18 protein-coding genes and 1 pseudogene are annotated in these 26,909 nt (G+C 74.9%); 11 read left to right on the forward strand and 8 right to left on the reverse strand.

Going from position 1 to position 26,909, the window contains the following annotated elements; translation table 11 throughout:
• Window positions 1-5: 5 nt before the first annotated feature.
• Together K7787_RS19850 and K7787_RS19855 are read right to left on the reverse strand one after the other, a co-directional pair.
• The gene (locus K7787_RS19850; protein ID WP_223002399.1) at window positions 6-1,664 is read right to left on the reverse strand and encodes an ATP-binding cassette domain-containing protein; all 1,659 of its coding nucleotides are present in this window, start codon (window positions 1,662-1,664) and stop codon (window positions 6-8) included.
• A 79-nt stretch (window positions 1,665-1,743) separates the two neighbouring features.
• On the reverse strand, window positions 1,744-1,938 hold the full coding sequence (locus K7787_RS19855; RefSeq protein ID WP_019983932.1) for a hypothetical protein: 195 nt from the start codon (window positions 1,936-1,938) through the stop codon (window positions 1,744-1,746).
• A gap of 377 nt (window positions 1,939-2,315) precedes the next feature.
• Here K7787_RS19855 and K7787_RS19860 point away from each other — a divergent pair, with 377 nt between their 5' ends.
• Together K7787_RS19860 and K7787_RS19865 are read left to right on the forward strand one after the other, a co-directional pair.
• Window positions 2,316-2,708, forward strand: coding sequence for an ankyrin repeat domain-containing protein (locus K7787_RS19860; RefSeq protein WP_009187542.1), 393 nt, complete (start codon window positions 2,316-2,318; stop codon window positions 2,706-2,708).
• Window positions 2,709-3,043: 335 nt separating this feature from the next.
• Window positions 3,044-4,462, forward strand: a complete 1,419-nt coding sequence (locus tag K7787_RS19865; RefSeq protein WP_223002400.1) for a HEAT repeat domain-containing protein — start codon at window positions 3,044-3,046, stop codon at window positions 4,460-4,462.
• 156 nt (window positions 4,463-4,618) lie between these two features.
• Here the strand turns inward: K7787_RS19865 and K7787_RS19870 are convergent, their stop codons facing one another.
• Genes K7787_RS19870 through K7787_RS19890 form a run of 5 tightly spaced genes read right to left on the reverse strand, consistent with a single transcriptional unit; the run spans window position 4,619 to window position 9,143 of the window.
• Window positions 4,619-5,509: a 5-oxoprolinase subunit C family protein gene (locus K7787_RS19870; RefSeq protein WP_223002401.1), complete on the reverse strand. Its 891-nt coding sequence runs from the start codon at window positions 5,507-5,509 to the stop codon at window positions 4,619-4,621.
• Window positions 5,509-6,168 (reverse strand): 5-oxoprolinase subunit PxpB, encoded by a 660-nt coding sequence (pxpB, locus tag K7787_RS19875; RefSeq protein WP_223002402.1) that lies wholly within the window; start codon window positions 6,166-6,168, stop codon window positions 5,509-5,511. The genes K7787_RS19870 and pxpB overlap by 1 nt, the downstream gene beginning before the upstream one ends.
• Window positions 6,165-6,923 carry a LamB/YcsF family protein gene (locus K7787_RS19880; RefSeq protein ID WP_223002403.1) on the reverse strand — a complete coding sequence of 253 codons (759 nt, stop codon included), beginning with the start codon at window positions 6,921-6,923 and terminating at the stop codon, window positions 6,165-6,167. Before K7787_RS19880 ends, pxpB begins: the two co-directional genes overlap by 4 nt.
• A 22-nt stretch (window positions 6,924-6,945) precedes the next feature.
• Window positions 6,946-7,827 (reverse strand): putative hydro-lyase, encoded by an 882-nt coding sequence (locus K7787_RS19885; protein WP_247721092.1) that lies wholly within the window; start codon window positions 7,825-7,827, stop codon window positions 6,946-6,948.
• Window positions 7,824-9,143 (reverse strand): MFS transporter, encoded by a 1,320-nt coding sequence (locus tag K7787_RS19890; protein ID WP_223002404.1) that lies wholly within the window; start codon window positions 9,141-9,143, stop codon window positions 7,824-7,826. Before K7787_RS19890 ends, K7787_RS19885 begins: the two co-directional genes overlap by 4 nt.
• A gap of 131 nt (window positions 9,144-9,274) precedes the next feature.
• Here K7787_RS19890 and K7787_RS19895 point away from each other — a divergent pair, with 131 nt between their 5' ends.
• The 4 genes from K7787_RS19895 to K7787_RS19910 all read left to right on the forward strand — a co-directional run bounded on the left by K7787_RS19895 (window position 9,275) and on the right by K7787_RS19910 (window position 17,834).
• Complete coding sequence (locus K7787_RS19895; RefSeq protein ID WP_223002405.1) at window positions 9,275-9,970, forward strand: GntR family transcriptional regulator; 696 nt, start codon at window positions 9,275-9,277, stop codon at window positions 9,968-9,970.
• Window positions 9,971-10,161: 191 nt separating this feature from the next.
• Window positions 10,162-11,691, forward strand: a complete 1,530-nt coding sequence (locus K7787_RS19900) for a hypothetical protein (protein ID WP_223002406.1) — start codon at window positions 10,162-10,164, stop codon at window positions 11,689-11,691.
• Window positions 11,692-12,090: 399 nt separating this feature from the next.
• Window positions 12,091-12,981 carry a hypothetical protein gene (locus tag K7787_RS19905; protein ID WP_164392199.1) on the forward strand — a complete coding sequence of 297 codons (891 nt, stop codon included), beginning with the start codon at window positions 12,091-12,093 and terminating at the stop codon, window positions 12,979-12,981.
• Window positions 12,982-13,019: 38 nt separating this feature from the next.
• Complete coding sequence (locus tag K7787_RS19910) at window positions 13,020-17,834, forward strand: coiled-coil domain-containing protein (RefSeq protein WP_223002407.1); 4,815 nt, start codon at window positions 13,020-13,022, stop codon at window positions 17,832-17,834.
• Window positions 17,835-17,893: 59 nt separating this feature from the next.
• Here the strand turns inward: K7787_RS19910 and K7787_RS19915 are convergent, their stop codons facing one another.
• Window positions 17,894-18,451, reverse strand: coding sequence for a hypothetical protein (locus K7787_RS19915; RefSeq protein WP_043260575.1), 558 nt, complete (start codon window positions 18,449-18,451; stop codon window positions 17,894-17,896).
• A 421-nt stretch (window positions 18,452-18,872) separates the two neighbouring features.
• Between K7787_RS19915 and K7787_RS19920 the strand changes: the two genes are divergently transcribed.
• The 5 genes and pseudogenes from K7787_RS19920 (at window position 18,873) to K7787_RS19940 (ending at window position 26,826) form a co-directional block, all read left to right on the forward strand.
• Window positions 18,873-21,740: a nitrate- and nitrite sensing domain-containing protein gene (locus tag K7787_RS19920; RefSeq protein WP_223002416.1), complete on the forward strand. Its 2,868-nt coding sequence runs from the start codon at window positions 18,873-18,875 to the stop codon at window positions 21,738-21,740.
• Window positions 21,737-22,171, forward strand: a complete 435-nt coding sequence (locus K7787_RS19925; protein WP_009187529.1) for a roadblock/LC7 domain-containing protein — start codon at window positions 21,737-21,739, stop codon at window positions 22,169-22,171. The genes K7787_RS19920 and K7787_RS19925 overlap by 4 nt, the downstream gene beginning before the upstream one ends.
• Before the next feature lie 9 nt (window positions 22,172-22,180).
• Window positions 22,181-22,576, forward strand: a complete 396-nt coding sequence (locus K7787_RS19930) for a DUF742 domain-containing protein (protein WP_009187528.1) — start codon at window positions 22,181-22,183, stop codon at window positions 22,574-22,576.
• A gap of 24 nt (window positions 22,577-22,600) precedes the next feature.
• Window positions 22,601-26,237: pseudogene (locus K7787_RS19935) on the forward strand (hydantoinase B/oxoprolinase family protein).
• Window positions 26,218-26,826, forward strand: a complete 609-nt coding sequence (locus K7787_RS19940) for a GTP-binding protein (RefSeq protein ID WP_223002409.1) — start codon at window positions 26,218-26,220, stop codon at window positions 26,824-26,826. Before K7787_RS19935 ends, K7787_RS19940 begins: the two are co-directional and overlap by 20 nt.
• Window positions 26,827-26,909: the final 83 nt, after the last annotated feature.

The following is a 26,909-nucleotide window of genomic DNA, read 5'->3' on the forward strand; positions in this document are numbered from 1 at the left end:
CCCCCTCAAGAAGCCTCCCCCACCGCCTTCGCCGCCTCCGCCACCGCTTCCTCCGCCTCGGCCACGGCCTCCGCCCCCGCGGCCTCCACCGAGCCCTCGGAGGTCCCGCCGCCGACGGAAGCGGGTTCCGGCACCGTCTCCCCGTCCGCAGGCGTCGTCTTCGGCGGCAACAGCTCCTCCACCGCCCGCCGCAGCGCCCCGCTGATCGAGTCGTCGTACGGATCGGGCGTCGCCGGCACCTGCAGCCGGTGCACCGCCCCGTTCCCCAGCCGCGCGTACCCCCGCCCGGGCGGGACGGCCGGCGGCGCGGTGGTGTGCGGCGGCGCGCCCAGCACCGCCTTGAGCTGCTCCGCCGTCGCCGGCCCGAGCACGACCCGCGCGCGCGTGTGCTGCCTGAGCGCCTCCCCGAGCGCGTCCGCGCTGTCGAACTGCTCGGCCACCACGACCGTCACGTTCACCGCGCGGCCGTGCCGCAGCGGCACCTGCAGCAGTGCCTGCGGGTCCTTGCGCCCGTCCGCGGCGGCCAGATGCGTGAAGGAGGTCGGCCGGTCCAGCAGCAGCCACAGCGGCCGCCGGGTGTCGTCCGGCGGCGCCTGCCCGGCCTGCCGGGCGCGGTTGACGGCGATCAGCCGGCGCTCGGTCTCGGTGGCCGCCCACTCCAGGCTCGCCAGCGCCCCGGAGAGCCCGCACTCCACCGCGAGGACCCCGTCCCGGCCCACCAGACAGGCGTACTCGCCGGTCCCGCCGCCGTCGACGATCACCACGTCGCCGTGCTGGAGCGCCTGCAGCGCGATGGAGCGCAGCAGCGTGGAGGTGCCGCTGCCGGGCTGCCCCAGCGCCAGCAGATGCGGCTCGGTGGAGCGCGGCCCGGTGCGCCAGACGACCGGCGGCACGTCGCGCTGCTCGGCGCCGTAGGCGAGGGGCAGGGTGCGCTGCACCTCGCTGGGGTCGGTGAAGCCGAGCACGGTCTCGCCCGGCGCGGTGACGAACCGCTGGGCGGGAACGCCGGTCGGCAGCGGGGCCAGCGCGGTGACCGTCAGCTCGTTGGCCTCCTCGTCCCAGGTGAACAGGTACTCGCGGCCACGGCCGGCCTTCGCGGTGAGCAGATGCTCGATCCGCGCGCGGGACTCCGGCTCGCCGTCGGTGAAGTACGCCGGGTAGCGGATCAGCAGGTGGCAGACGCGGCCGGAGTCGTCGAACTCGTAGCCGGGGAAGGCCTTCTCCCAGGCGCCGCCGTGCGCGTACAGCGGGGCCGGGTCGTCGGCGGCCGAGAAGTACGGGACCAGGGCCTCGTACAGCGACGCCAGGCGCCGGGTGCGCGGCTCGTCGGGGTCCTCGGCGGGTTCGGCCGGGGCGCGGTCCCGGCCCTGCCAGGCCGCCGCCGCCGTCACCGCGACGGCGGCGAGCAGCGGACCGTACGGCAGCACGACCACGGTCAGGCACAGGGCGGCCACCACGAACAGCAGCGGCCCGCGCCGGTCCTTGGGCGTCTCGGCCCATCTGCGCCGGCCGGCCGCGGCGAGCCGGCCCAGACCCCGGGCGACGGTGATCAGCGGGTGGAGGATGTCCGTGGCGCTGTCGGCCGCCGTCCGGGCCAGCTCCCGGCTCCGGGCCAGCTGCGCGCCGCCTGTGCTCAGAATGCGGGGGAGGGGCCGCCGGGCCACTGCTGCCTCCTGGGGGTGCGGACGGTCGGTGGGGGTGTCCCCTGGACGGCGTCTGCCTCGGTCCTCGGGGCGGTCGGCGTCAGAACCGCATGCCGCCGAGGAGGCTGGCCAGGCTCTCGCCGCCCGCTCTGATGCTCGGGGCGATGGCCGTGCTGGCCAGGTAGAAGCCGAAGAGGGTCGACACGCACGCGTGGGAGGGCTTCAGCCCGTCCTTGCGGAAGAAGATGAAACCGATGACGCCGAACAGGACGACGCCTGAGATGGAGAGGATCATGTGAATCTCCTGGTGTCGAAAGGGGGACAGTCACCCTGAGTCCTTCCAGGATCACAGCATGTATCCATATGACAAAAGGTGCAAGCGGGTGAAAAACGCCCGTTTTCCCTCGCGCGGCCGAGTCGGCGGGTGTGGCGCTCGCCCCGCCCTGTTGCGCGCGCCCGGCTCCCCGGTGATCTTTGCCTCCCGGCATCCCGGGTGCGGCGCCGCGCCAGCCAGTACCCTGGCGATTCACCCGTACGGCCGAGCACCGCTCGCGCGGCCGTACGCTTGCTCCCCGCAGTCCCCGGCTGCGACCAGCAGGTTCCGAGCAGTACCCCGCAGTCCCAGTAGTACCCAGCAGTCCCCAACGCTCGCAGTGAGAGGCGGTCCGGCCGATGAGTGATGCCCTCGACCCCGAGGTCGTGGAGCTGGCGACCAAGATCTTCGATCTGGCCCGGCAGGGCCCGGCCGACGCGCTCGTCGCCTACGTCGACGCCGGCGTCCCGGCCAACCTCACCAACGACCGCGGCGACTCCCTCCTGATGCTCGCCGCCTACCACGGCCACGCCGACGCCGTCCGCGCGCTGCTGGCCCGCGGAGCCGACGCCGACCGCGTCAACGACCGGGGCCAGACGCCCCTCGCCGGAGCGGTCTTCAAGGGCGAGCAGGACGTCATCGAGGCCCTGCTGGAGGCCGGCGCCGACCCCTCCGCGGGGACCCCGTCGGCCCTCGACACGGCCCGTATGTTCGGCCGGACCGAGCTGCTGCGGCTGTTCGGCGAGCAGTGAGCCCAAGGGCCGTCCAGCACGCCGTGAGCTGCTGAAACGGCCCGCCGACCAGGCATGACACACAAAACGGGGGAGGCGGTAGCAGGCCGCCGGAAATTTCGGTCGCGGCAGCGCGGACGCCGGGTCATCATGACGTCGTGATTCACGGACGCGACGGACGGGCAGAGCTTGCCGGACCGCGCGGACCGTGACGCGGTCCGCATGGGCCACCGACGAGAGGCAGAGGAAGATGGTCTACAGCAAGCAAGAGACGGCGGGCGCCCCGACGTGTTGTCACGTGGCCAGGTAGGAGCTGTTCCCCGGTTGCGTCGACGCTTGATGTGAGGCTGTTTCCCATGTTCGATCCGGTCATAGCGCCCAGCGGCACGCTGCTCGGCCTGCTCCAGCGGGGCCGCGGCGACGGCACACTGCACGCGCTCACCGCACCACGCGCCGAGGCGCTCGCGGCACTCGACCACTGTGTGCTGCACGACCCCCGGCACGACTGGCAGGTGGAGAACCGCTCCCTGTACTACGCCCGCCTCTACCTCGACCTGAACGGCGAGCTGGACGCGATCGAGGCGCACCTCTTCGACCCCGAGGACGCCCTCGACACCGATGAGTCCCGCACCGGACTCGCCCTCGCCGTTCTCGGCCACCTGGCCTCCTACGGCAGGCTCGACGCCCTCGCCCTGCTGCGCCGATACGCCGCCGGCGGCGCCAACTGGGCGTGGGCCCTGGACGAGCTGGCGCTGCGCGACGACGACGCCGGACTGCGCTCGCTGGCCGCCCCGGTCCTCGCCCGCTTCGCCACCGACGCCGAGGGCGAGGCCGCGCTGGCCGCCGCCGTGCGCGACGCCTTCGAGCCCCGGCCCTGGCGGCTGTGGGCCGAGGACCCGCGCGAGTCGATCGCCCGACGCGTCCGCGCCGCCCACGAGACCGGCTGCTTCGACCGCTGGCAGCGGCAGATGAGCCCCACCGGCCCCCGCCCGGGCTGGAGCGTGCAGGCCGTGTTCGACTGGGCGCAGCAGGGCCTGGAACGCGGCGCCGCCCTCCACGTCCCGGCCGCCCGCTGCCTGAGCGCCGTCGCCGGACCCGAGGACCGGCCCGAGATCCTGCGGGCCGCCCGGCACGGCTCCGACGGCGCCCGCTGCACCGCCCTGCGCTACCTCGCCGACGGCGACGATCCCGTCGCCCTCGATCTGATCGAGGCCGCGGTGTCCGACGGCTCGGCCGTCGTGGCGGACGCCGCACTCGACGCCTTCGAACGCATGCGCGGCGCGGTGGCCGTGGACCGCGCCCGCGGCTGGGCCCGCCGCCCCGACCCGCTGGGCGCCGCCGCCGGCCGCATGCTCGCCTGCCGCGGCGAGGTGCGCGACCGCGAACTCGTCCTCGCCGCCCTCCGCGAGGCCGTCCGGGGCGAGGGCCCCGACGCCGCCACCCTGTGGACCCTGGTCGACGGCGCCGGACGGCTCGGCATCGCCTGCGCGGCGCCCGTGCTGCGCCACGTCTACCGCGAGACCGCCTCCTCCCATCTGCGCCATCGCGCCGCCCGCGCGCTGGCCGCCACCGACCCCTCCTTCCCCGCGGGCTTCGCCGTCGAATGCCTGTGGGACTGCGAGGAGACCACCCGCGAACTCGCCGCCCGGCACGCCGAGACCGGCGACACCCGGGTCGTCGACCAACTGCGCCGGCTCGCCGCCGACCCGGCCGAGGAGGCGGAGGTGCAGACCGCCGTGCGCAGCCGGATCGGCCCGGACACGCCGACCGTCTGACCGGACCGGACCGGACCGCGCGCGGCGAGGAAGCGTTCGCGCCAGCCCGCCAGCCCGCCAGCCCGCCAGCCCGCCAGCCCGCCAGCCCGCCAGCCCGGCAGGCCGAGGGACGGGCGACGGGCGACGGGCGACGGGCGACGGCCGCGGGCATGGCCCTCAGCGCCGCCGCACCCCCACCGCCCGCCGCCGCACCGGCACGAACCGGACCGGCGTGCCCGGGACCGCCTGGGCCGCGGCGGGCAGGTCGGCGGCGTGGACGACCGCGACCACCGGATAGCCGCCGGTGGTCGGGTGGTCGGCGAGGAAGACCAGCGGACGGCCGTCGGGCGGCACCTGCACCGCTCCCAGGACCATTCCCTCGCTGGGCAGCTCGCCGGGCCGGGACCGCTCCAGCGCGGGCCCCTCGGTGCGCAGCCCGATGCGGTTGCTCGCCGACGACACGCGGTAGGGGCGCGAGGCGAGGACCCGCAGCGCCTCGGGGGTGAACCAGTCGTCGCGCGGCCCGAGGGTCACCCGCAGCACCAGCTCGGCCGCGGGCCCCGGCTGCGGGGCGACATCCACGTGCGCGTGGCGGTCGCTGGGCGGTCCCAGGGGCAGCACCGTGCCGTCCGCGAGCGGCGCGGGCCCGAGCCCGGAGAGCAGATCGGTGGAGCGGCTGCCGAGCACCGGCTCCACGGCGACCCCGCCGGACACGGCGACGTAGGCGCGTATCCCGCGGACGGCCGCGCCCACCTCCAGCACCGCGCCCGCCGGGACCCGTACCGGTGCTCCCCAGGCGGCCGGACGGCCGTCCAGCCGGACGGGGCAGGGGGCGCCCGTGACCGCCACGGTGACCGCGGAGCGGGGCCGCAGGGCGCAGCCGTCGAGCGTGGTCTCCAGGACGGCCGCCCCGCGCGGGTTGCCCGCCAGCCGGTTGGCCAGGGCGGCGGCCGGCGCGTCCAGCGCCCCCGAGCGGGGCACCCCGAGGTGCGCGTGGCCGGGACGCCCCTCGTCCTGGACGGTGGTCAGCGCCCCGGCGCGTACGACGACGAGCGCGCGGTCGCTCATCACGCCCCCACCCGCCCCGCCTGCCGCGGCAGGCCCACCCGCCCCGCCGAGTCCATGGGAACGAAGCGCACCCGTGTGCCCGGCGACAGCAGGGCGGCCGGCACGCGCGCGTGGTCCCACAGCACCGCGTCGGTGGTGCCGATCAGCTGCCAGCCGCCCGGCGACGAGCGCGGATAGACCCCCGTGTACGGCCCCGCCAGCGCCACCGCCCCGGCCGGCACCGCCGTGCGCGGAGTGGCCCGGCGCGGCACCCGGCAGCGCTCGGGCAGCCCGGTCAGGTAGCCGAAGCCGGGGGCGAACCCGCAGAAGGCGACCCGGAACTCGGTGGCCGCGTGCACGCGCGCGACCTCCTCCTCGCGGACCCCCCAGTGGGCGGCCACGTCGGCCAGGTCCGGGCCGTCGTAGCGCACCGGCAGCTCCACGGTCCGTCCCCCGCGCGGGACTGCCGACGGCACCGTCGCGGCGGCCAGTTCGCGGGCCGCCCGGTCCGGTTCGGCGAGGCCGTCGAGCAGGACCGTACGGGCCGCCGGGACGATCTCGGCCACCCGCAGCAGGCCCTGCGCGCGGCGGCGCAGCAACTCCGCGTGCAGGGCCTCGGCCTCGTCCCCGGAGTCGACCTCCACGAGCAGGGCGTCCGGGCCCACCGGCAGCACCCTCATGCGAAGGCCTCCACCCGCACGCCCGCCGCCTCCAGACGCCCGCGCACCTGCCGGGCCAGCTCGACCGCGCCCGGCGTGTCGCCGTGCAGGCACAGCGAACGCGCCCGTACGCCGACGACCTCCCCCCGGTGCGAGACGACCGTCCCGGAGCGGGCCAGACGCACCGAACGCTCCAGGACGGCGACCGGATCGGTGATCACCGCGCCCTCCAGGCCGCGCGGCACGAGCGTGCCCTCCTCGGTGTAGGCGCGGTCCGCGAACGCCTCGGTGACCGGGGGGAGTCCGGCCTTGTCCGCCAGCTCCAGCAGCCGCGAACCCGGCAGCCCCAGCACCGGCAGCGCGGCGTCCGCGAGCAGCACTCCTTCGACGACCGCGCCCGCCTGCTCCTCGTCCCGCACGACCCGGTTGTAGAGGGCGCCGTGCGGCTTGACGTACGCCACGCGCGCGCCGGCCGCCCGCGCGAACACCTCCAGGGCGCCGATCTGGTAGGCGACCTCGGCGGCCAGTTCGGCGGGCGGCACGTCCATCGCGCGCCGCCCGAAACCGGCCAGGTCCCGGTAGGAGACCTGCGCGCCGATCCGCACCCCGCGTTCGGCCGCCAGTTCGCACACCCGCCGCATGGTGACCGCGTCCCCGGCGTGGAAGCCGCAGGCCACGTTGGCGCTGGTCACGACGGACAGCAACTGCTCGTCGTCGGTCAGCCGCCAGCGGCCGAAGCCCTCACCGAGGTCGGCGTTCAGGTCGATCGAGGTCATGGCTCACTCGCTCGCGTCTCTCTCAGGCCACGCGGTACTGCTCGTCGCGGGCGTCGGTCAGGAACATCTGCCCCGGGGCGTGGGTCAGGGCGAACGGCGGCCGGGACGCCATCACCGCCGCCTGCGGGGTCACCCCGCAGGCCCAGAACACCGGCACGTCGCCGGGCTCGGCGTCCACCGGGTCGCCGAAGTCGGGCCGCCCGAGGTCCCCGATGCCGAGCCCGGCGGGCACGCCGCAGTGCACGGGGCCGCCGTGCACCGCCGGGAGCAGACTGCTCTCCCGGATCGCCGCCGACAGGTGCGCGGGCGGCACCGGGCGCATCGAGACCACCATGGGGCCGTGCAGCCGCCCCGCCGGACGGCACTGACGGTTCGTCACGTACATCGGGACGTTGCGGCCCTGCTCCACGTGCCGGATCGGCACGCCCGCCGACGCCAGCGCCCACTCGAAGGTGAAGCTGCAGCCGATCAGGAACGTCACCAGGTCGTCGCGCCAGTGGTCGCGCACATCGGTCGGCTCGGCCACCAGCTCGCCGTGCCGCCACACCCGGTAGCGCGGCAGATCGGTGCGCAGGTCCGCGCCCTCGGCGAGCACCGTCGTGGCGGAGCCGGCGTCCGTGACGTCCAGGACCGGGCACGGCTTGGGGTTGCGCTGGCAGAACAGCAGCATGTCGTACGCCCAGTCGGCCGGGACCGAGATCAGGTTCACCTGCGTGTGCCCCGCGGCCACCCCCGCCGTCGGCCCCGTCAGCCCGTCCCGGAAGCGCTCCCGGGCCTCGCGCGGGCTCCACGCGCGCGCGTGTTCGTCGGCGGCCACCACAGGGCGGTCCTGCGCCGGGGAGGCGGGCCGCTCCTGCGCGGCCCCGGCGGGGAGGCGGTCACCCGTCACGTCCGTGCGGCTCATGCCAGCTCCTTCCCGCGGGTCTCCGGCAGCCCCAGCAGCGCCAGGGCCGCGACGCCGTAGCCGATCGCGCCGAAGACCAGCGCGCCGCCCACTCCCCAGCTGTCGGCCAGGAAGCCCACCAGGGTGGGGAAGACGGCGCCCACCGCGCGCCCGGTGTTGTACGTGAAGCCCTGGCCGGTGCCGCGCACCGCGGTCGGGTACAGCTCGCTGAGATACGAGCCGAACCCGCTGAAGATCGCCGACATGCAGAACCCGAGCGGGAAGCCCAGCACCAGCAGCAGGGCGCCGGAGCCGCCGGGGACGTGGGCGTACGCCAGCACGCAGATCGCCGACAGCAGCGCGAACAGCCAGATGTTGCGCCGCCGGCCCAGCCGGTCGGTGAGGTGACCCCCGGTCAGATAGCCGACGAAGGCCCCCGAGATGAGGAACGTCAGGTACGCGCCGGTCCCGACGACCGACAGCCCGCGCTCCGTCTTCAGATACGTCGGCACCCAGGTCGCCAGCGTGTAGTAGCCGCCCTGCACGCCGGTGGAGAGCAGACAGGCGAAGACCGTGGTGCGCAGCAGACCCGGCTCGGCCGCCGTACCCGGCCGGAAGAGCGCCGTGAACGAGCCGCGCCGCGGGCTCTGTTCCCGCACCGCCATCGCCTGCGGCGCGTCGTGCACCCGGCGGCGCAGCCACACCACCAGCAGCGCGGGCAGCGCACCGGTCCAGAACATCACGCGCCAGGCCCACTCGTCGCCGGCCACCGAGAACACCAGCGTGTAGACGACCGCCGCCAGCGCCCAGCCGACCGCCCAGGAACTCTGCACCGCGCCGAGCGTCCGGCCCCGGTGCCGTGTGCTCGCGTACTCGGCGACCAGGATCGCGCCGACCGCCCACTCGCCGCCGAAGCCGAGGCCCTGCAGGGCGCGGAAGACCAGCAGCGTCTCGTAGGTCGGCGCGAAGCCGCAGGCGACGGTGAACACCGCGTAGGTGACCACCGTGATCATCAGCGCGCGGACCCGGCCGATCCGGTCCGCGACCACCCCGGCCACGGCGCCGCCGACCGCCGAGACGACCAGGGTGACGGTGGTGAACAGGCCCGTCTGCCCGCTGTCCAGACCGAAGTACGCGGCCAGCGCCACCATGCTCAGCGGCAGCGTGAAGTAGTCGTAGGAGTCCAGCGCATAGCCGCCGAACGCGCCCGCGAAGGCCCGGCGGCCACGGGGGTCCAGGGCCCGCCACCAGCCGGCCGGACCGCCGTCGGCGGCGTGCCCGCCCGGTCCGGAGCGGGAATGGGACGTCAGCGCCTTCTGTGGAGGGGTCGTGCTCATGGGCACCTCGCAACCGAGAGGGGAAGGGTGCTGGGACTGAGCCGTGCGATGGGCAGCAACGTAGAGGATCGTTCAACGATCCTTCAATACCCCCGTTGTCTCGCCCTGTTGTCTGCGGTTGAATTCCGGGCATGGCTGAGCAGCTGACGCCACTGGCCGACGACCGGGCCCTGCTGGGCCGCACCAGCACCGCCGAGCGGGTCTCCGACATCCTCAGGAGCCGCATCGCCGAGGGCTACTTCCCGCCCGGCACCCGGCTGTCCGAGGACAGCATCGGCGGGGCGCTCGGCGTCTCCCGCAACACGCTGCGCGAGGCGTTCCGGCTGCTCACGCACGAGCGGCTGCTCGTCCACGAGCTGAACCGCGGGGTGTTCGTCCGGGTGCTGGCCGTCGAGGACGTCGAGGACATCTACCGCACCCGCCGGCTCGTGGAGTGCGCCGTCGTACGCGGCCTGGGGGAGCCGCCGTACGCGCTGGACGGGCTGTCCGAGGCCGTGGCGGAGGGCCGGCGGTCCGCGCGCGAAGGTGACTGGAAAGGGCTGGGCACCGCCAACATCCACTTCCACCGCGAACTGGTCGCCCTCGCGGGCAGCGAGCGCACCGACGAGCTGATGTGCAGCGTCTTCGCCGAACTCCGCCTCGCCTTCCACGTCGTGGACGACCCGCGGCGGCTGCACGAGCCCTACCTCGACCGCAACGAGCAGATCCTGCGGGTGCTCTCGGCGGGGCAGCGGCGCGAGGCGGAGCGCCTGCTCGCCGTCTACCTGGACGACTCCCTGGAGCGGGTCGTCGAGGTGTATCGGCGCCGGGTGGGCGAGGAGGCGTAGGGGCGGGCCGCGGCGTCCTGTGCCCTCGGGGGCGGCGACCGAGGCGGGGCGTGGCGGCCCGGAGGCCGGGAACGACGGCGGCCCGCGCCGGAGCGGCCGGGCGCGCCGCCGCAGGCGGGCCGGGGCCGTCGCGGGGCGGCTGGTCTGCGCCGTTTGGGTCGTTGTCAGACCGAGGACCTAGTCTGTGCACCGTGACTTCGCCTGCATCGACGGACAGCGTTCCGCCCCAGCTCAGCGCGGGGCCGCGCCCCGCACCGGGCCCGGCCGCCGACGAGGGACTGGCGCGGCGGCTGCGCGCGCTCGCCTGCACGGCGCCGCTGCACGACCTCGACGCCCGCAAGGCGAACCTCGCGGGCGAGTACTCGGTGTACGGCATGGCCGAGATCGCGCTCGCCGGCATCGACCTGGTCACCCTCAACATGGACTTCGACACCGGCGCCGACCACGACCAGATAGTGGCCCGGCTGATCCCGCGCGTCGCCGCCCAGGCCCCCGGCCGCCCGGCCGCCGAGCACGAGCGGGTGGCCCGCTGGGTCCTGGAGAACCTGATCAACGTCGGCAGCGTCGACCGCGGCTTCCGCGCGGTGTACGGCACGTTCGGGCCGGACGGCGCCTATGTGCGCCGCGACTACGACTTCAAGCTCATCGAGGAGGTGCCGGGCCCCGGCGGCAGCGTCTACCTGCGCACCACCGACGAGGCGGTCAACGTCCTCGTGGGCGCCCTGGACACCGATGTCACCAGCGCGCAGATCGCCGCCGAGGTCAAGCTCGAGGTGCTCATCAACCGCGGCCGCCTCGCCGACGCCCAGCTCGCCGCCGAACAGGCCCGTTACCGCACGGTGCAGTACTCCGAGACCCTGCGCCGCGCCCTGGAGGCCACCCGGCGCAACGTCCGCGCGGTGGACTGGCTCAACACCGTGCCCGACATGATCGCCGAGGCCCTGGACCACGTCGCCGACCGCTACCGGCACGAGAACGCGATCCTGACCAACATCCGCCGGGCCCGCGACGAGACCGAGGAGCCCGAGCACAAGCGGCGCGCCGCAGAACTCGTCGACATCGTCAAGGACTGCATCCGCCGCCACACCCAGCTGCAGTCCCGGCTGCTGGAGGCCGGCCCCCTGTTCCGCGCCGAACAGGACCGCCAGGCCTTCGCCACGCCCCTGACCAGCTCGGGCACCGACCTCTACGGCCATCTGCTCGCCCCCACCCTCCCGCTGCCCCTGGAGCAGGCCCGACGCGTCACGGACGCCTTCTTCGCCCGCGGCACCGGCCTGCGCACCCCGGTGTCCGTGCGGGTCGCCGACCTGGTGGACCTGCTGCTGACCCCGCCCCTGGAGCGCGAGCACCTCGGCGCGGAGATGCCCGAGCCGGACCTCATCGCCACACCGGACGACAGCAGGTTCAGCGAGGAGCAACTGGCCGCCGCCATGGACCTGCTGGACCTGCCGGCGGACGCGCCCAGGCGGCTGTCCGGGCTGCTGGCCGAGGCGCGGCGGACCGGCGACTCCGATCTGGCCTACCTGGTCGCCCTGCTCGCCGTGCACGCCGCCAGCCCCCCGGTCGGCACCGCCTACCGGCAGGGCGAGCAGAAGCTGCTGTTCGCCGTGGACGACGGCACCGAGCTGGACGACCCCGAGTTCGGCGGCGCCGACCTCGTCGTCGGCACCGCGCTGCTGGACGCGGCCGGGATGGCCGCGGACCGGACGGAGGCGGCGTGACCACTTCGCCGCCGGCGTCCGGGAGCCGCGGTGCGCCGCCGGGCCGCGACCGGACGTCCCCGCGCCCCCGTACGTCCCCGCGCCCCCGTCGGGACGCCGGCTCCGGGGCCGCGTACCGCCCGGAGAGCGCTCGCACCCGGGCCACGTACCGCCTTAACGGCGCCGGCTCCCGGGCCACGTACCGCCTTAACGGTGTCGGCTCCCAGGCCCCGTACCGGCTCCGGGACGCCGGCTCCCAGGCCACGTACCGGCTTCGGGGCATCGGCACCGAGGCCGCGTACCGCCCTGGGGACGCGTGCGCACGCCGTACCCCCTTCGGGGCGTCCGCCTCCGAGCCCGGGGACCCGTCCCGGGCGCCCGCCACCAGAACCATCCGCGAGACCGAGGAGTTGTGTGTCCGTGACCGAGCACGTCGACCGGAGTGAGCCGGACCTCGACGGCGCGCCCACGTCGGCCGCCGTCACGCCCGCCGACGCCGCCGACGCGGCCCGACTCGTCGCCTTCGGGCTGCAGCCCAAACTGCAGCCCGCCCGCGACCAGGAGTACGCCGAGCTGCTGCGCCGCCACCGCGAGGACCCGGCGTTCGCCCGGCTCGCCGACGCCGTGGCCGCCGGCCTCGGGCTCGTCGTCCTGGAGGTGTCCCCGCGCGCGGGCATGGCGGTGACCGCCGCCGAGGACTCGGTGTTCGCCGTCCGCATGGGCGACTACGCGCGCCGCGCCGCCACCGACTCCGGCGACCGGTTCCTGCACGGCCTCGCCCACCTCGCGGTGGCCGCCCTCGCCTTCCCCCGCCCCGAGGACCTCGCCGACGACGCCTACATCGGACGCGTCACCGTCAACGGCGTCGACGCCTTCGTCCGCCAGGCCTGCCGCCGCCTGGAGGAACGCGCGGAGGAGCAGGGCGAGAACACCGACCCGGCCACCGACGCGCCCGGCCTGGAGGCCGCCTGGCGGATCTGGGCCAGGCGCAGCGCCACCGGCGCCACCAAGGACGCCCGCCGGCCCGCCGCCTCCACCACCGGCATCGTCGCCAAGGCCCTGGCGTTCCTCACCGACTCCGGGTTCCTGCAGCGCACCGGCGACGAGAGCGGCGGCACCTACCGCACCACCGCCCGCTACCAGCTCCAGGTGCGCGACCTGGCGGGCGCCGCCGCCATGGCCGAACTCCTCGACCTCGGCATCGTCCCCGTCACCGACGGCACACCGAGCCTGCTGCCCGCCGAGGACTCCGACGACCTGGAACTGGTGGCCGACGCCGGCCTGCCGTTCCACGCGCCCACCCAGCCCTGAACCCTGCCGAACCGCACGAAGACTGACGAGAGTCCGCCATGTACGAGCTGTCCCGGGTCCGCCTCTACTCCATCGGACCCGCCGGTGCGCGCTACGCCGACACCGTGCTTGACCTGCGGGGCGTGGGCCGGCCGGTGCCCGACCCCGCGCCCACCCAGGCGGAGTTCTTCGAGGAGGAGCCGGTCGGCCCGCCGCGCCGCCCCGCACCCGCCGGCGTGCTCTTCCTGGAGAACGGCGGCGGCAAGTCGGTCCTGCTCAAGCTGATCTTCTCCGTGATGCTGCCCGGCCACCGCAACACCCTCGGCGGCGCCAGCTCCGGCGTGCTGCGCAAGTTCCTGCTCGCCGACGACTGCGGGCACGTCGCGCTGGAGTGGCAGCACGTGCAGACCGGCGAGTGCGTGGTCGTGGGCAAGGTCAGCGAGTGGCGCGGACGCCAGGTCTCCAACGACCCCCGCAAGTTCGCCGAGGCCTGGTACTCCTTCCGGCCCGGCCCCGGCCTCACCCTGGACAACCTGCCCGTCGCCGAGGCCACCTCCGTACGCCCGCCCGCCGAGGGAGTCTCCGGCGCCCGGGGCCGGCGGCGCACCATGAAGGGCTTCCGCGACGCCCTCACCGAGGCCGGCAAGGCCTACCCGCACCTGGAGGTGCACTGGGAGGAGATCCACGACCGCTGGATCGAACACCTCGGCGACCTCGGCCTCGACCCCGAACTCTTCCGCTACCAGCGCGAGATGAACGCCGACGAGGGCGAGGCGGCCGGCCTGTTCGCGGTGAAGAAGGACTCCGACTTCACCGACCTGCTGCTGCGCGCCGTCACCGACACCCGCGACACCGACGGCCTCGCCGACCTGGTCAGCGGCTTCGGCAACAAGCTCGGCCGGCGCTCCGAACTGATCGCCGAACGCGACTTCACCGCCGGCTCGGCCGACCTGCTCGGCCGGATCGTCGAGGCCGCCGAGGCCCGCACCCGCGCGCGCGACATCCACGCCGCGGCCGAACGCCGCACCCGCACCCTGGTACGCCGGCTGTCCGCCCGGGCCGTGCAGGAGCGGGTCCGGGCCGCCGACCTCGCCCAGCAGGTCACCGCCGCCGCCCACACCGTCACCCAGTGCGAGAGCGCCCGCGAACGCAGCTCCCTGATCGCCGCCGAACTCGCCTACCGGCACGCCTCCCTCGCGCTGGCCGCGGCCGAGAAGTCCGCCGCGGCCCAGAAGCGGGAACTGGCCGACGCGCGCACCCTGCACTCCGCCTGGCAGGCAGCCGAGGCCGTGCTGCGCCACCGCGCCGCCGCGGACCGGGTGGCCCGCGTCTCCGCCGCGATCCAGGAGGCCGAACGGGACGCCGCGCCCGCGCTCGCCGCCCGCGCCAAGGCCGCCGTCGACCTCGTACGGGCCCTGCACGCGGCGGCCGAGAGCGCCGAGACCCTCGCCAACGAGGGCGAGGAGCGCTCCGCGCAGCTCCAGGAGACCGGCGAGACCGCCCACCGGGACGCCACCGCCGCCGCCACCGAGGCCCAGCGCGCCCGCAGCGAGGCCGGCCATCTGCGCCAGCGGCTGGCGGAGGTCGAACAGGAGACGGCGGAGGCCGTCCGGGCCGGCTGGCTGGACGACAGCACCCCCGACGCCGACCCGGCGCGCGCGGCGCTCGCCGCCAGCGACGCCGAGAAGACCGCCGTCGCCGCCTGGGACCAGGCCCGCGAGACCTCCCGCAAGGCCTCCGAAGGCGCCCGTGAGGCGGCCTCGGCCGAGTCCCGCGCCGAACTCACCGCCGCCCGCGCTGCCGACGCGGCGGCCGCGGCCCGGCGGGCGTACGAGGCCGAGCACCGCACCGCCGAGGCCCTGGCGGCCGAGGAACGGCTCGCCGAACTGCTGAGCCTGCCGGCCGCCGCCCCCACCGGACGGGCCGGGGTCCCCGGCCCCCGCACGGCGGTCGAGGACCCGCTGAGTGGGCCCGCGCGGGCAGCGGCCACCGGAGCGACGGGGACGGGCACACGGCCGGACGGCGCGGACGCCGCGCCGCAGGGCCGCGCGGACGGCGATACGGCCGTGCCGGCGCCCGGCACCGGCGGGAACGGCTCCACGGCCGCGAGCCGGGCGGGCGCGCCGGCCGGCCGCGCACCCCGCCCCCTCGCCGACGGCCCCCTCACGGTGGAGGACCTGGACCGCTTCGCCGACGAGCTGCGCGAACTCCTCGACACCGCCGTCTCCTCCGCCGAACGGCACCTGTTCGAACTGCGCACCGCCGCCGCCGACGACGCCCGCATCCTCGGCGCGCTCGGCGACGGGGGGCTGCTCCCGCCCGGGCCCGACGTCCTGGCCACCGTCGAGTTCCTCGGCGAGCACGGCATCCCCGCGCTGCCCGGCTGGCGCTACCTCGCCCAGGCCGTCGACCCCGCCGACCACGCGCGCGTGCTGGCCGCCCGCCCCGAACTCGTCGACGGCGTCATCATCACCGACCCCGACACGCACGCGCGGGCCCGCGCGGCCCTCGCCGACGCCGCCCTGCTGCCCCGGTCCGCCGTGGCCGTCGGCACCGCCGCCGCCCTGCTCGCCCCCACCCCCGCCGAGAACCTCACCGAGGGCGCGATCTTCCTCGTCACCCCGAACCCGGCCATGCACGACGAGCACGCCGCCGACGAGGAACGGCAGGCGCTGCGCGCGCGGGCGACCGAGCGGGACGAGGAGATCCGCCGGCTCGCCGCCCGGCTCGGCAAGGATCGCGAACTGGCCGCCCGGCTCGCCTCCTGGCGCACCGGCTGCCCCGCCGGACGCCTGAGCGAACTGGCCCGGGCCGCCCACGACGCCCGCGCCTTCGCCGAGGAGTCCGAGGCCGAACTGGCCGAGGCCCGCACCGCACGCGCGGAGGCCGAGGAGGCCGCCGCCGAGGCCGCGCAACTGCGCGACGAGCGCCAGGAGGCCGCACAGAAGGCCCGCCGCGCCGCCGACGCCCTCGCCGGGCTCGCCTTCCGGCTGCGCGAGCGCGCCGGCTGGCAGGCCAGGCTCCGCGAACTCGCCGACGAGGCCGCCGAGTCGGAGGCCCGCGCCCAGGCCTGTCTGGACCGGGCCCGCGCCGCCGACGAGGACCGGAGGGCCGCCCAGCGCGCCGCCGACGACGCCCGCCGCACCGCCCGCGCGCTGCGCGCCGAGCGCTCCGAGATCGCCGGCGCCCCCGACGACCTGCCCGAGACCGACGGGGACGGGCCCAAGGCGTCCCTGCCGGCCCTGCGCGAGGCCTACCGCGCCGCCTCCCAGGTCTACGAGAAGGTCGGCGTCGGCGCCGATCTGCGCGCCGAGCAGGCGCGCGCGGAGAGCGACGAGAGCGCGGCCCGCGCCGAACTCGACCGGCTCAGCAACAAGGTCCGCACCCGTGCCGAGCAGCTCCTGCAGTCGCCCGACGGCTCCGACGGGCCGTCCCGGCAGGCCGCCGCGGCGCGGGCCGAGGAACTGGTGCAGCTCCTGGAGACCCGTATGTCCTCCGCGAGCGAACAGCTCGGCCGGCTGCGCGGCGAGGCCGAACGCCTCGCCCCCGAGGACGGCGAGCGGCACACCGAGCTGCCCGAGGAACTGCTCCCGCGCGACGCCGAGCACGCCCAGGCGCTGCTGCGCACGGCCACCGCCGAACTCGCCTCCCGCACCGAGGCGTTGGCCCAGGCCCGCGACGCGCACACCGAACTGCTGGAGGCCCACCGCGCCGCCGAGGACGCCGCGGGCGGCTTCGACGAGATCGCCGCCATGCTCCGCGACCTGCTGCGCGAGCACATCGCGGAGGACGAGCAGGAAACGCCGGAGCCTTACCCGGGCAGCCCCGAGGCGGCCCGGCAGGCCGCCGCCGAGGCCCGCCGGTCGCTGCGCGGCTGCGCCGCCGACCTGTCCGCCGCCGAGGCCGCCGTCCGCGAGGCGAGCGACGTCCTCGTCCGGCACGCCAACTCCACCCGGTACGAGCAGGTGCGCACCCCCGCCCGGCAGCAGATCCGCGAACTGCCCGCCTCCGCCCTGCCCGAGCACGCCCAGAAGTGGGCCGAGGCCTTCGCGCCCCGGCTGCGCGTCCTCACCGACGAACTCGCCCAGCTGGAACGCAACCGCGACTCGATCGTGGACCGGCTGCGCGGCCTGGTCGAGTCCGCCCTCGCCACGCTCAGGTCAGCCCAGCGCCTGTCCCGGCTGCCGGAAGGACTCGGCGAGTGGTCCGGACAGGAGTTCCTGCGCATCCGCTTCGAGGAGCCCGACCAGGCCACGCTCACCGAGCGCCTGGGCGAGGTCATCGACGAGGCGACCCGGGCCGCCGTGAAGAAGAACTCCGACCTGCGGCGCGACGGCATGTCCCTGCTGCTGCGCGGTGTGGCCGCCGCGCTCCAGCCCAAGGGCGTCGCCGTGGAGATCCTCAAGCCGGACGCGGTGCTGCGCGCCGAACGCGTCCCGGTCGGGCAGATGGGCGACGTCTTCTCCGGCGGCCAGTTGCTCACCGCGGCCATCGCCCTGTACTGCACCATGGCCGCCCTGCGGAGCAACGACCGCGGCCACGACAAGCACCGTCACGCCGGCACGCTGTTCCTGGACAACCCCATCGGCCGGGCCAACGCCACCTATCTGCTGGAACTTCAGCGGGCCGTGTCCGACGCGCTCGGCGTCCAGCTCCTCTACACCACCGGCCTGTTCGACACGACGGCGCTGGCCGAGTTCCCGCTCGTCATCCGGCTGCGCAACGACGCCGACCTGAGGGCCGGGCTCAAGTACATCAGCGTGGAGGAGCACTTGAGGCCGGGCCTGCCGCAGGAGATCCCGTCCGGCGAGGCCGTGCACAGCGAGATCACCGCGACCCGCATGTTCAAGAAGCCCGCACCGAGCACTCCGTGACCGACCAGGCGTGACCGACGACGGGGGAGCGAGGCGGCCTCCACGGGTGCCAGGCGCCCCTACGGGTGGGAGAGCTGCCCCGCGCCGCCCCGGCGGCGTATTCGCTCCTGCGTCCGCTCGGCCGCCCGCGCCTCCCGCCGGGCCCGGCGCCGCTCGCGCCTGAGGGCCCGCGCGGTGCTGTTGGGCGCCGAGACCACGCCGTTGCGCTGGTTCCACACCTGGCGGGTCACCCACACGTCGAGCGCCGCCCAGGTGGCCACCACCGTGCTGGCCACACTGCTGATGACCATCGGGAAGGCCAGCCAGGACCCGGCCATGGTGCACAGGAACGCCACCACGGCCTGGATCAGCGTGACGGCGATGATCAGCACCGCCCGCACCGCCGCCTCGCGCACGGGGTCCGGCAGCCTGCGCCGCCGCGCCGGCTCCTCCACCCACAGCGGCCGGTAGGCGGGCTGCGCGGCGGGTTCCTCCTCGTACGCGGGCCGGTCGCGGCCGCGTACGGGGTCCCGGCCGGCCCTGGCCGCCGGAATGTCGTGATCCGGCGCCCGCCGGACCGACGCCGGCCGCGCACCACCCCTGCCGACGGCCCTCTCGTGCCGCTCCGCCGTGTCCATCAACGTGTCACTCCCCACCGCCAGCAGACCGCTCGCCCCGGCGTCCGAAGAACCGGCTCCCCAGTGGGCTGCCCGGCTTGCGCTGTTTTACGCCGCCCGGGTGCGGGACGCGGCTCCAGTGACTCATTCCGCCCCCATGCCCCATGTGTAAGGACGAGCGGGACGCCGTGAAGATTCCCGGCAGACGAAAAATATCGGCCAATGGATCAGGTCGGCCCGCCCGGTCCGGCGCACCCGCCACCTTCGCATTCCGGGCAGCCATCTCCCGCCATGCCCGGACAACTCGCCATCTGTCGCCGCTGGCGCGGAAGTTCGGCTTCCGTTCGCGCCTTCGAGATACCTGTGCGTCGGTAGTAGGCTCGCGCCGTTTGTTGACGCACATGTGTACCCCCGGCCGGTGGGGGTCGAGCTGGGGGAGGCCATGCGCTTTCGCGGGAATTCCATCCGCCGGAAGATCGTGGCGCTGCTTCTCGTGCCGCTGCTGTCCCTGACCGCGATCTGGGCCTTCGCCACCGTCCTCACGGGACAGCAGGCGACCCGGATGTTCGACACCTCCTCCGTCGTGGAGAAGATCGCCTACCCCACCGAGGACGCTGTCCGGGCGCTGCAGCAGGAACGCCGCCAGACCCTCGTCCACCTCGCCGACCCGCGCGCCTTCGACGGCCTCGCCGCGCTGCGCCGCAGCCGCACCGCCACCGACAAGGCCATCGCCGAACTCCGCGGCAACGCACGGAACTCCGACGTCCGCGACGCACTGGGCACCGGCTCCGAAGGACGGCTGACCGCGGCACTGGACGCCTTCGACGGCCTCTCCTCCCTGCGGCGCGGCGTCGAGGACCGGACCCTCCGCCGCGCCCAGGCGCTCGACCTCTACAACCGCCTGGTCGACCCCTGCTACGCCCTGCTCGCCGACCTCCACGTCGTCAGCGACGTCACCCTGGACAAGCAGTACCGCGCCCTGGTCAACCTCGCTCGCGCCCGCGAACTCCTCTCCCGCGAGGACGCGCTGCTCGGCTCCTCCCTGGTCGTCGGCACCCTCACCCGCGACGAGACCCGCGACATCTCGGAACTCGCCGCCGAGCGGACCCTGTTGTACGACATCAGCCTGCCGCTGCTGCCCGCCGACGAACGCGGCCCCTACCAGCGCTTCTGGAGCAACGCCGCCTCGGCCCCGCTGCGGGCCGCCGAACAGGCCGCAGCCGCCACCGGCTCGGGCATGCCCCGGGGGGTGACCGCGCAGAGCTGGGACACGGCCGCCGGCGCGGCCCTCGACCGTCTGCGCACCCTCGACGACCAGGCCGACGACCGCTATCAGGACCGCGTCCGCCCGGTCGCGATGAGCGTCATCCTGCGGGCGGCCGTCACCGGCGTCCTCGGCCTGATCGCCGTCCTGGTCTCCCTCTTCCTGTCCGTGCGCATCGGCCGCGGCCTCATCCGCGACCTGCGCCGACTGCGCACCGAGGCGCACGAGGCGTCCGGCGTCCGCCTGCCCAGCGTGATGCGCCGCCTCTCGGCCGGCGAACAGGTCGACGTGGAGACCGAGGTGCCCCGCCTCGAATACGACAGGAACGAGATCGGCGAGGTCGGCCAGGCCCTCAACACCCTGCAGCGCGCCGCCGTCGAGGCCGCCGTGAAACAGGCCGAACTCCGGGCCGGCGTCTCCGAGGTGTTCGTCAACCTCGCCCGCCGCAGCCAGGTCCTGCTGCACAAGCAACTCACCCTCCTCGACACCATGGAACGCCGGACCGAGGACACCGAGGAACTCGCCGACCTGTTCCGCCTCGACCACCTGACCACCCGTATGCGCCGGCACGCCGAGGGCCTGGTGATCCTCTCCGGCGCCGCCCCGTCCCGGCAGTGGCGCAAACCCGTGCAGCTGATGGACGTCGTCCGCGCGGCCGTCGCCGAGGTCGAGGACTACGAGCGCGTGGAGGTCCGCCGGCTGCCGCGGGTGGCCCTGACCGGTCCCGCCGTCGCCGACATCACGCACCTGGTCGCCGAACTCCTGGAGAACGCCACGGTGTTCTCCCCGCCGCACACCGCCGTGCAGGTCATCGGCGAACGCGTCGCCAACGGCTTCACCCTGGAGATCCACGACCGCGGCCTCGGCATGTCCGCGGAAGCACTGCTGGACGCCAATCTGCGGCTCGCCGAGACACCCGAGTTCGAACTCTCCGACACCGACCGGCTCGGACTGTTCGTGATCAGCCGGCTCGCCCAGCGGCAGAACGTCCGCGTCTCGCTCCAGCCGTCCCCCTACGGCGGCACCACCGCGGTGGTCTTCCTGCCCGACGCGCTGCTCACCGACGACGTGCCCGACACCAACGGCGTCGGTTTCCGGCTGGACCGGCAGCGGTCCCTGGAACGTGCCGGGCGGGACGACGGCCGCGGGGGCGCCCTTCCCGAGACGGCCGTGCAGCTGCCGGGTCTGCCGGTCTCGGTCCTGGACGGGCCGGTGGAACTGGAGGCCCCGGTCGACCTGGACGCCATCGAGGAGTTCGCGGACGCCCTGGACGACGAGGACGGCGACGGCGGTCTGTTCCGTCCCCGCCGCTCCGTGCCCCGGCCGCGGTCGGACGAGACGACGCCCCGCGATCTCGCCGGGCACCGGCAGCACCCCGGCCTGCGCGACGCCTCCGACCGCACGGGCGACGACGAGGAGAGCGACGGCGACCGGCTGGTGCCGCTGCCCCAGCGCCGGACGCCCAAGCTGGTCAGCTCCCACGGGCGCCCGGTCACCGGCCGGCGGACCCGCCGCGACCGGAACGAGGGCAAGGGCGGCGCCGCACGCGCCGACGAACAGCCGCTGACCCCGTTGCCGTCCCGCCGCCGAGGCGAGAGCCCCCTGGGGAAGCCCGCCGCCCCGGCGGACCGCCCCGACCCGACCGTCGCCCCGGCCCCGTCCCCGGGCGACGGCACGGAGCAGCCTCCCGCCCTGCCGCAGCGTACCCGCCGGCCCGCCCTCGGCGCCGGCCGCACGGACGGCACCGGCACCGACCCGGCCGCGGCCCCTGTGGACCCGGCCGCGCCCTCCGCGCCGCCGGAGCCCGACACCGGAGGGCTGCCCCGTCGCGTACGGCAGGCGAGCATCGCCCCGCAGCTCAAGCGGGCGCCCCAGCGGCGCACCGAGGACCGGACGGACCCCGTCGAGCGCGACGCCGACGAGGTACGCAGCCGGATGGCCTCGCTCCAGCGCGGCTGGCAGCGCGGCCGCGAGGAGAACGCCGCGGGCGACGACGCCCGCGACGGCAGTACAGCACCAGGAACGACAGAGGGGGACGGTCGATGACCGCACCGAAGGCCACCGGCCACAGCGCGACCGACAAGAGGCAGCTCAACTGGCTCCTCGACGACCTCGTGGACCGGGTCGGAAGCATCCGCAAGGCCATCGTGCTCTCCGGGGACGGCCTGCCGACCGGGGCGTCCAAGGACCTGACCAGGGAGGACAGCGAGCACCTCGCCGCCGTCGCCTCCGGCTTCCACAGCCTCGCCAAGGGCGTGGGCCGGCATTTCGAGGCGGGCAACGTCCGGCAGACGGTCGTCGAACTCGACGGCGCCTTCCTGTTCGTGACCGCCGCCGGCGACGGCAGCTGTCTGGCCGTCCTGTCGGACGCCGACTCCGACGTCGGACAGGTCGCCTACGAGATGACGCTTCTCGTCAAGCGGGTCGGTGTGCATCTGGGGGCGGCTCCGCGCACCGATCTGCCCTCCGGCGGGTAGTGGGATGACATGAGCGCAGACGGTCAGGCAGGAAGCCACTGGTTCGACGACGACGCCGGACCGGTGGTCCGCCCGTACGCCATGACGCGGGGCCGCACCAGCCACGCGGCCCAGCACCGCCTCGACCTGATCGCGGTCGTCGTCACCGAGCCCCACGTCGACGACCCCGAGGCGGACGACACGCTGTCCCCGGAACACGTGGACATCGTCGAGCTGTGCCGCGACACCCCGCAGTCGGTCGCCGAACTCGCCGCGGAACTGGACCTGCCCGTCGGCGTGGTCCGGGTGCTCATCGGCGACCTCGTGGACGAGGAGTACGTCCATGTCAGCCGTCCGGTTCCGCCGGCCGAGCTGCCGGACGAGAGTATTCTGCGCGACGTGATCAACGGCCTGCGGGCGCTGTGAGCGGCGTGGAAGCGGAGTAGCGACGTGACGGGCTGGCAGTTCTGGGTCGATCGGGGCGGCACCTTCACCGACATCGTCGCGCGGCGCCCGGACGGCCGCCTGGTCACCCGCAAGCTCCTGTCCGACAACCCGGCCCGCTACGCCGACGCGGCCGTCGCCGGCGTCCGGGAACTCCTCGCCGAAGCCGCAGGTCCCGTGGAGTCCGTCCGCATGGGCACCACGGTGGCCACCAACGCGCTGCTCGAACGCCGCGGAGAGCGCACCCTCCTCGTCGTCACCCGCGGCTTCGGCGACGCCCTGCGCATCGCCTACCAGGACCGCCCGCACCTCTTCGCCCGCCGCATCGAGCTGCCCGAACTGCTGCACGAACGTGTCATCGAGGTGGACGAGCGCGTCGCCGCCGACGGCGCCGTCCTGCGCGCCCCCGACCTGGACGCCCTGGCCGGCCCTCTTCAGAAGGCGTACGAGGACGGCATCCGCGCCGTCGCCGTGGTCTGCCTGCACAGCCATCTGCACCCCGCCCACGAGCGCGCCGTCGGCGAGCTGGCCGCGCGCGTCGGCTTCCCGCAGATCTCGCTGTCCAGCGAGGTCAGCCCCCTGATGAAACTCGTCCCGCGCGGGGACACCGCCGTCGTGGACGCCTACCTCTCGCCCGTGCTGCGCCGCTACGTGCGGCACGTCGCCGACGATCTGCACGGCGTCCGGCTGATGTTCATGCAGTCCAACGGCGGCCTCACCGAGGCCGGGCGGTTCCGCGGCAAGGACGCGATCCTCTCCGGACCCGCCGGCGGCATCGTCGGCATGGCCCGCATGTCCCGCCTCGCCGGATACGAGCGGGTCATCGGCTTCGACATGGGCGGCACCTCCACCGACGTCTCCCACTACGCGGGCGCCTACGAACGCGTCTTCACCACCCGGATCGCGGGCGTCCGGCTGCGCGCCCCCATGCTCGACATCCACACCGTCGCCGCAGGCGGCGGCTCCGTCCTGCACTTCGACGGCGCTCGCTACCGGGTGGGCCCCGACTCGGCCGGAGCCGACCCCGGACCGGCCTGCTACCGGGGCGGCGGTCCGCTCACCGTCACCGACGCCAACGTGATGCTCGGACGCATCCAGCCGGCCCACTTCCCCGAGGTCTTCGGCCCCGACGGCGACCAGCCGCTCGACGGGGAACTCGTCCGCGACCGGTTCACCGCGCTCGCCTGCGACATCCGCGAGCAGACCGGCGACGACCGCACCCCGGAGCAGGTCGCCGAGGGCTACCTGCGGATCGCCGTCGCGAACATCGCGGGCGCCGTCAAACGCATCTCCGTGCAGAAGGGCCACGACGTCACCCGCTACGCCCTCACCACCTTCGGCGGCGCGGGCGGCCAGCACGCCTGCATGGTCGCCGACGCGCTCGGCATCCGCACCGTCCTCGTCCCGCCTGTGGCGGGCCTGCTGTCCGCGCTCGGCATCGGCCTCGCCGACACCACGGCCATGCGCGAACAGTCCGTCGAAGCAGCACTGGAACCCGCCGCCATGCCGGGCGTCCACGACACGGCCCGCCACCTCGAAGAGGCCGCCCGCGCCGAACTGCGCGGCGAGGACGTCCCCGAGGAACGCGTCCGCGTCACCCGCCGCGCCCACCTGCGCTACGACGGCACGGACACCACCCTCACCGTCGGACTCGCCGAGCCCGACGCCATGAAGCGCGCCTTCGAAGAACTTCATCGCCGCACGTACTCCTTCACCCTCGACCGCCCCGTGGTCGTCGAAGCCCTCTCCGTGGAAGCCACCGGTCTCACCGAACCCCCCGATCTCTCCGCCCTCGCCCCGTACCGGCCCGCCCGCGCGGGACGGCCCGCCGCACCGCGCACCGTCCGGCTGCACACCGGCGGCGCCTGGCGCGACGCACCCCTCCACCACCGCGAGGACCTGCCCCCCGGCGGCGCCGTCACCGGCCCCGCGATCATCACCGAGCCCGGCGCGACGACCGTCGTCGACGACGGCTGGCGGGCCACCGCCACCGACGACGGGCATCTGGTGGTGGAACGCACGGCGATTACGGAGAGTTCCGATCTCGACACGGAAGTCGACCCGGTTCTGCTTGAGGTCTTCAACAACCTCTTCATGTCCATCGCCGAGCAGATGGGCGCCCGGCTGCAGTCCACGGCCCAGTCGGTCAACATCAAGGAACGCCTCGACTTCTCCTGCGCCCTGTTCGACCCGGCCGGAAACCTGGTGGCCAACGCCCCGCACATCCCCGTCCACCTGGGATCGATGGGCACGAGCGTCAAGGAGGTCGTCCGACGGCGCGGCACCGCGATGCGGCCCGGCGACGCCTACGCGGTCAACGACCCCTACCACGGCGGCACGCACCTGCCCGACGTCACCGTCATCACCCCGGTCTTCGGCCCCGCGGACACGCACGGTGACCGGATCCTGTTCTACGTCGCCTCCCGCGGCCACCACGCCGAGATCGGCGGCATCGCCCCCGGCTCCATGCCCGCCGGCAGCCGCACCATCGACGAGGAGGGCATCCTCTTCGACACCTGGCTGCTCGCCGAGGACGGCCGGCTGCGCGAGGCGGAGACCCGCCGCCTGCTGACCTCGGGGCCGTACCCCTCGCGCACCCCGGACACCAACCTCGCCGACCTGCGCGCCCAGATCGCCGCCAACCAGAAGGGCGTCGACGAAGTCGGCCACATGATCGAGGAGTTCGGCCTCGACGTCGTCCAGGCCTACATGCGGCACGTCCAGGACAACGCCGAGGAGGCCGTCCGCCGCGTCATCGACGCCCTGGACGACGGGGAGTACGCCTACGAGACCGACTCGGGCGCCGTCATCCGCGTACGGATCACCGTGGACCGCGCGCGGCGGTCGGCCGTCATCGACTTCACCGGCACCTCACCGCAACTGGACACCAACTTCAACGCACCCCGCTCCGTCGTCCACGCCGCCGTCCTGTACGTCTTCCGCACCCTGGTCGCCGACGACATCCCGCTCAACGACGGCTGTCTGCGCCCCCTGGAGATCGTCGTCCCGGCCGGCTCGATGCTGAGCCCCGAGCCGCCGGCCGCCGTCGTCGCGGGCAACGTGGAGACCTCCCAGGCCGTCACCGGCGCCCTCTACGCGGCGCTCGGCGTGCAGGCGGAGGGCTCCGGGACGATGAACAACGTCACCTTCGGCAACGAGCGGCACCAGTACTACGAGACCGTCGCCTCCGGCTCCGGAGCCGGCGACGGCTTCCCCGGCGCGAGCGTCGTGCAGACCCACATGACCAACTCCCGGCTCACCGACCCGGAAGTCCTCGAATGGCGGCTGCCCGTGCGGCTGGAGGAGTTCGCCGTGCGGCACGGCAGCGGCGGCGCGGGCCGCTGGCCCGGCGGGGACGGCGCGGTGCGCCGCATCCGGTTCCTGGAACCCATGACAGTCTCCACACTGTCCCAGCACCGCAGGGTCCCGCCGTACGGCATGGCGGGCGGCGAGCCGGGAGCACTCGGCTCCGCCCGGGTGGAACGCGCCGACGGCACGGTCGTCCCCCTCGGCTCCAGCGGCTCGGCCGACGTCGGCCCCGGCGACGTGCTCGTCGTCGTCACCCCCGGCGGCGGAGGCTACGGCCCACCGCCGCCCGACCCATCGAGCAGGAGAAATGAACGATGATCTTCGGGCGTACTGAGCGCGGCAAGCCCCCGGTCGAGCCCGTCACGCTCAAGATCCTGGTGGCGGGCGGATTCGGCGTGGGCAAGACCACCCTGGTCGGCGCGGTCAGCGAGATCAGACCGCTGCGCACCGAGGAGGTGCTCACCGAGGCGGGCCGTCCGGTGGACGACGTCAGCGGCGTGGAGGGCAAGCACACCACCACCGTGGCCATGGACTTCGGCCGCATCACCCTGCGCGAGGACCTGGTGCTGTACCTCTTCGGCACCCCCGGTCAGGAGCGGTTCTGGTTCATGTGGGACGAGTTGTCCGAGGGCGCCCTCGGCGCGGTCGTCCTGGCCGACACCCGCCGCCTGGAGGACTGCTTCGCCGCCATCGACTACTTCGAGCGGCGCGACATCCCCTTCCTCGTCGGCGTCAACTGCTTCGAGGGCGCGGCCCGCTACCCGGCCGAGGACGTCCGCCGGGCCCTCGACCTGGACGACGGGGTGCCACTGCTGCTGTGCGACGCCCGCGACCGCGAGTCGGTCAAGGAGATCCTCGTCGGCGTCGTCCAGCACGCGATGAAGTACACCGCGGACCGCCGCCGGCGCGCACTCACCACCTGACACGCGCGCCTGCGTCACGACGGCACGCGCGCGTACGGCGCAGACGACGGCACACGCGCGCGTGCGGCACGACGGGCGCCCCC

Origin of the sequence: Streptomyces sennicomposti (genome assembly GCF_019890635.1) — a bacterium.
GTDB classification, from domain to species: Bacteria; Actinomycetota; Actinomycetes; order Streptomycetales; family Streptomycetaceae; genus Streptomyces; species Streptomyces sennicomposti.

Coding starts and splice junctions, on each gene's coding strand:
- K7787_RS19885 (WP_247721092.1), bottom strand. CDS start 7,827: ATGAGCCGCACGGACGTGACGGGTGACCGCCTCCCCGCCGGGGCCGCG.
- K7787_RS19895 (WP_223002405.1), top strand. CDS start 9,275: ATGGCTGAGCAGCTGACGCCACTGGCCGACGACCGGGCCCTGCTGGGC.
- K7787_RS19910 (WP_223002407.1), top strand. CDS start 13,020: ATGTACGAGCTGTCCCGGGTCCGCCTCTACTCCATCGGACCCGCCGGT.
- K7787_RS19890 (WP_223002404.1), bottom strand. CDS start 9,143: ATGAGCACGACCCCTCCACAGAAGGCGCTGACGTCCCATTCCCGCTCC.
- K7787_RS19920 (WP_223002416.1), top strand. CDS start 18,873: ATGCGCTTTCGCGGGAATTCCATCCGCCGGAAGATCGTGGCGCTGCTT.
- K7787_RS19915 (WP_043260575.1), bottom strand. CDS start 18,451: ATGGACACGGCGGAGCGGCACGAGAGGGCCGTCGGCAGGGGTGGTGCG.
- K7787_RS19865 (WP_223002400.1), top strand. CDS start 3,044: ATGTTCGATCCGGTCATAGCGCCCAGCGGCACGCTGCTCGGCCTGCTC.
- pxpB (WP_223002402.1), bottom strand. CDS start 6,168: ATGAGGGTGCTGCCGGTGGGCCCGGACGCCCTGCTCGTGGAGGTCGAC.
- K7787_RS19880 (WP_223002403.1), bottom strand. CDS start 6,923: ATGACCTCGATCGACCTGAACGCCGACCTCGGTGAGGGCTTCGGCCGC.
- K7787_RS19925 (WP_009187529.1), top strand. CDS start 21,737: ATGACCGCACCGAAGGCCACCGGCCACAGCGCGACCGACAAGAGGCAG.
- K7787_RS19870 (WP_223002401.1), bottom strand. CDS start 5,509: ATGAGCGACCGCGCGCTCGTCGTCGTACGCGCCGGGGCGCTGACCACC.
- K7787_RS19855 (WP_019983932.1), bottom strand. CDS start 1,938: ATGATCCTCTCCATCTCAGGCGTCGTCCTGTTCGGCGTCATCGGTTTC.
- K7787_RS19940 (WP_223002409.1), top strand. CDS start 26,218: ATGATCTTCGGGCGTACTGAGCGCGGCAAGCCCCCGGTCGAGCCCGTC.
- K7787_RS19930 (WP_009187528.1), top strand. CDS start 22,181: ATGAGCGCAGACGGTCAGGCAGGAAGCCACTGGTTCGACGACGACGCC.
- K7787_RS19860 (WP_009187542.1), top strand. CDS start 2,316: ATGAGTGATGCCCTCGACCCCGAGGTCGTGGAGCTGGCGACCAAGATC.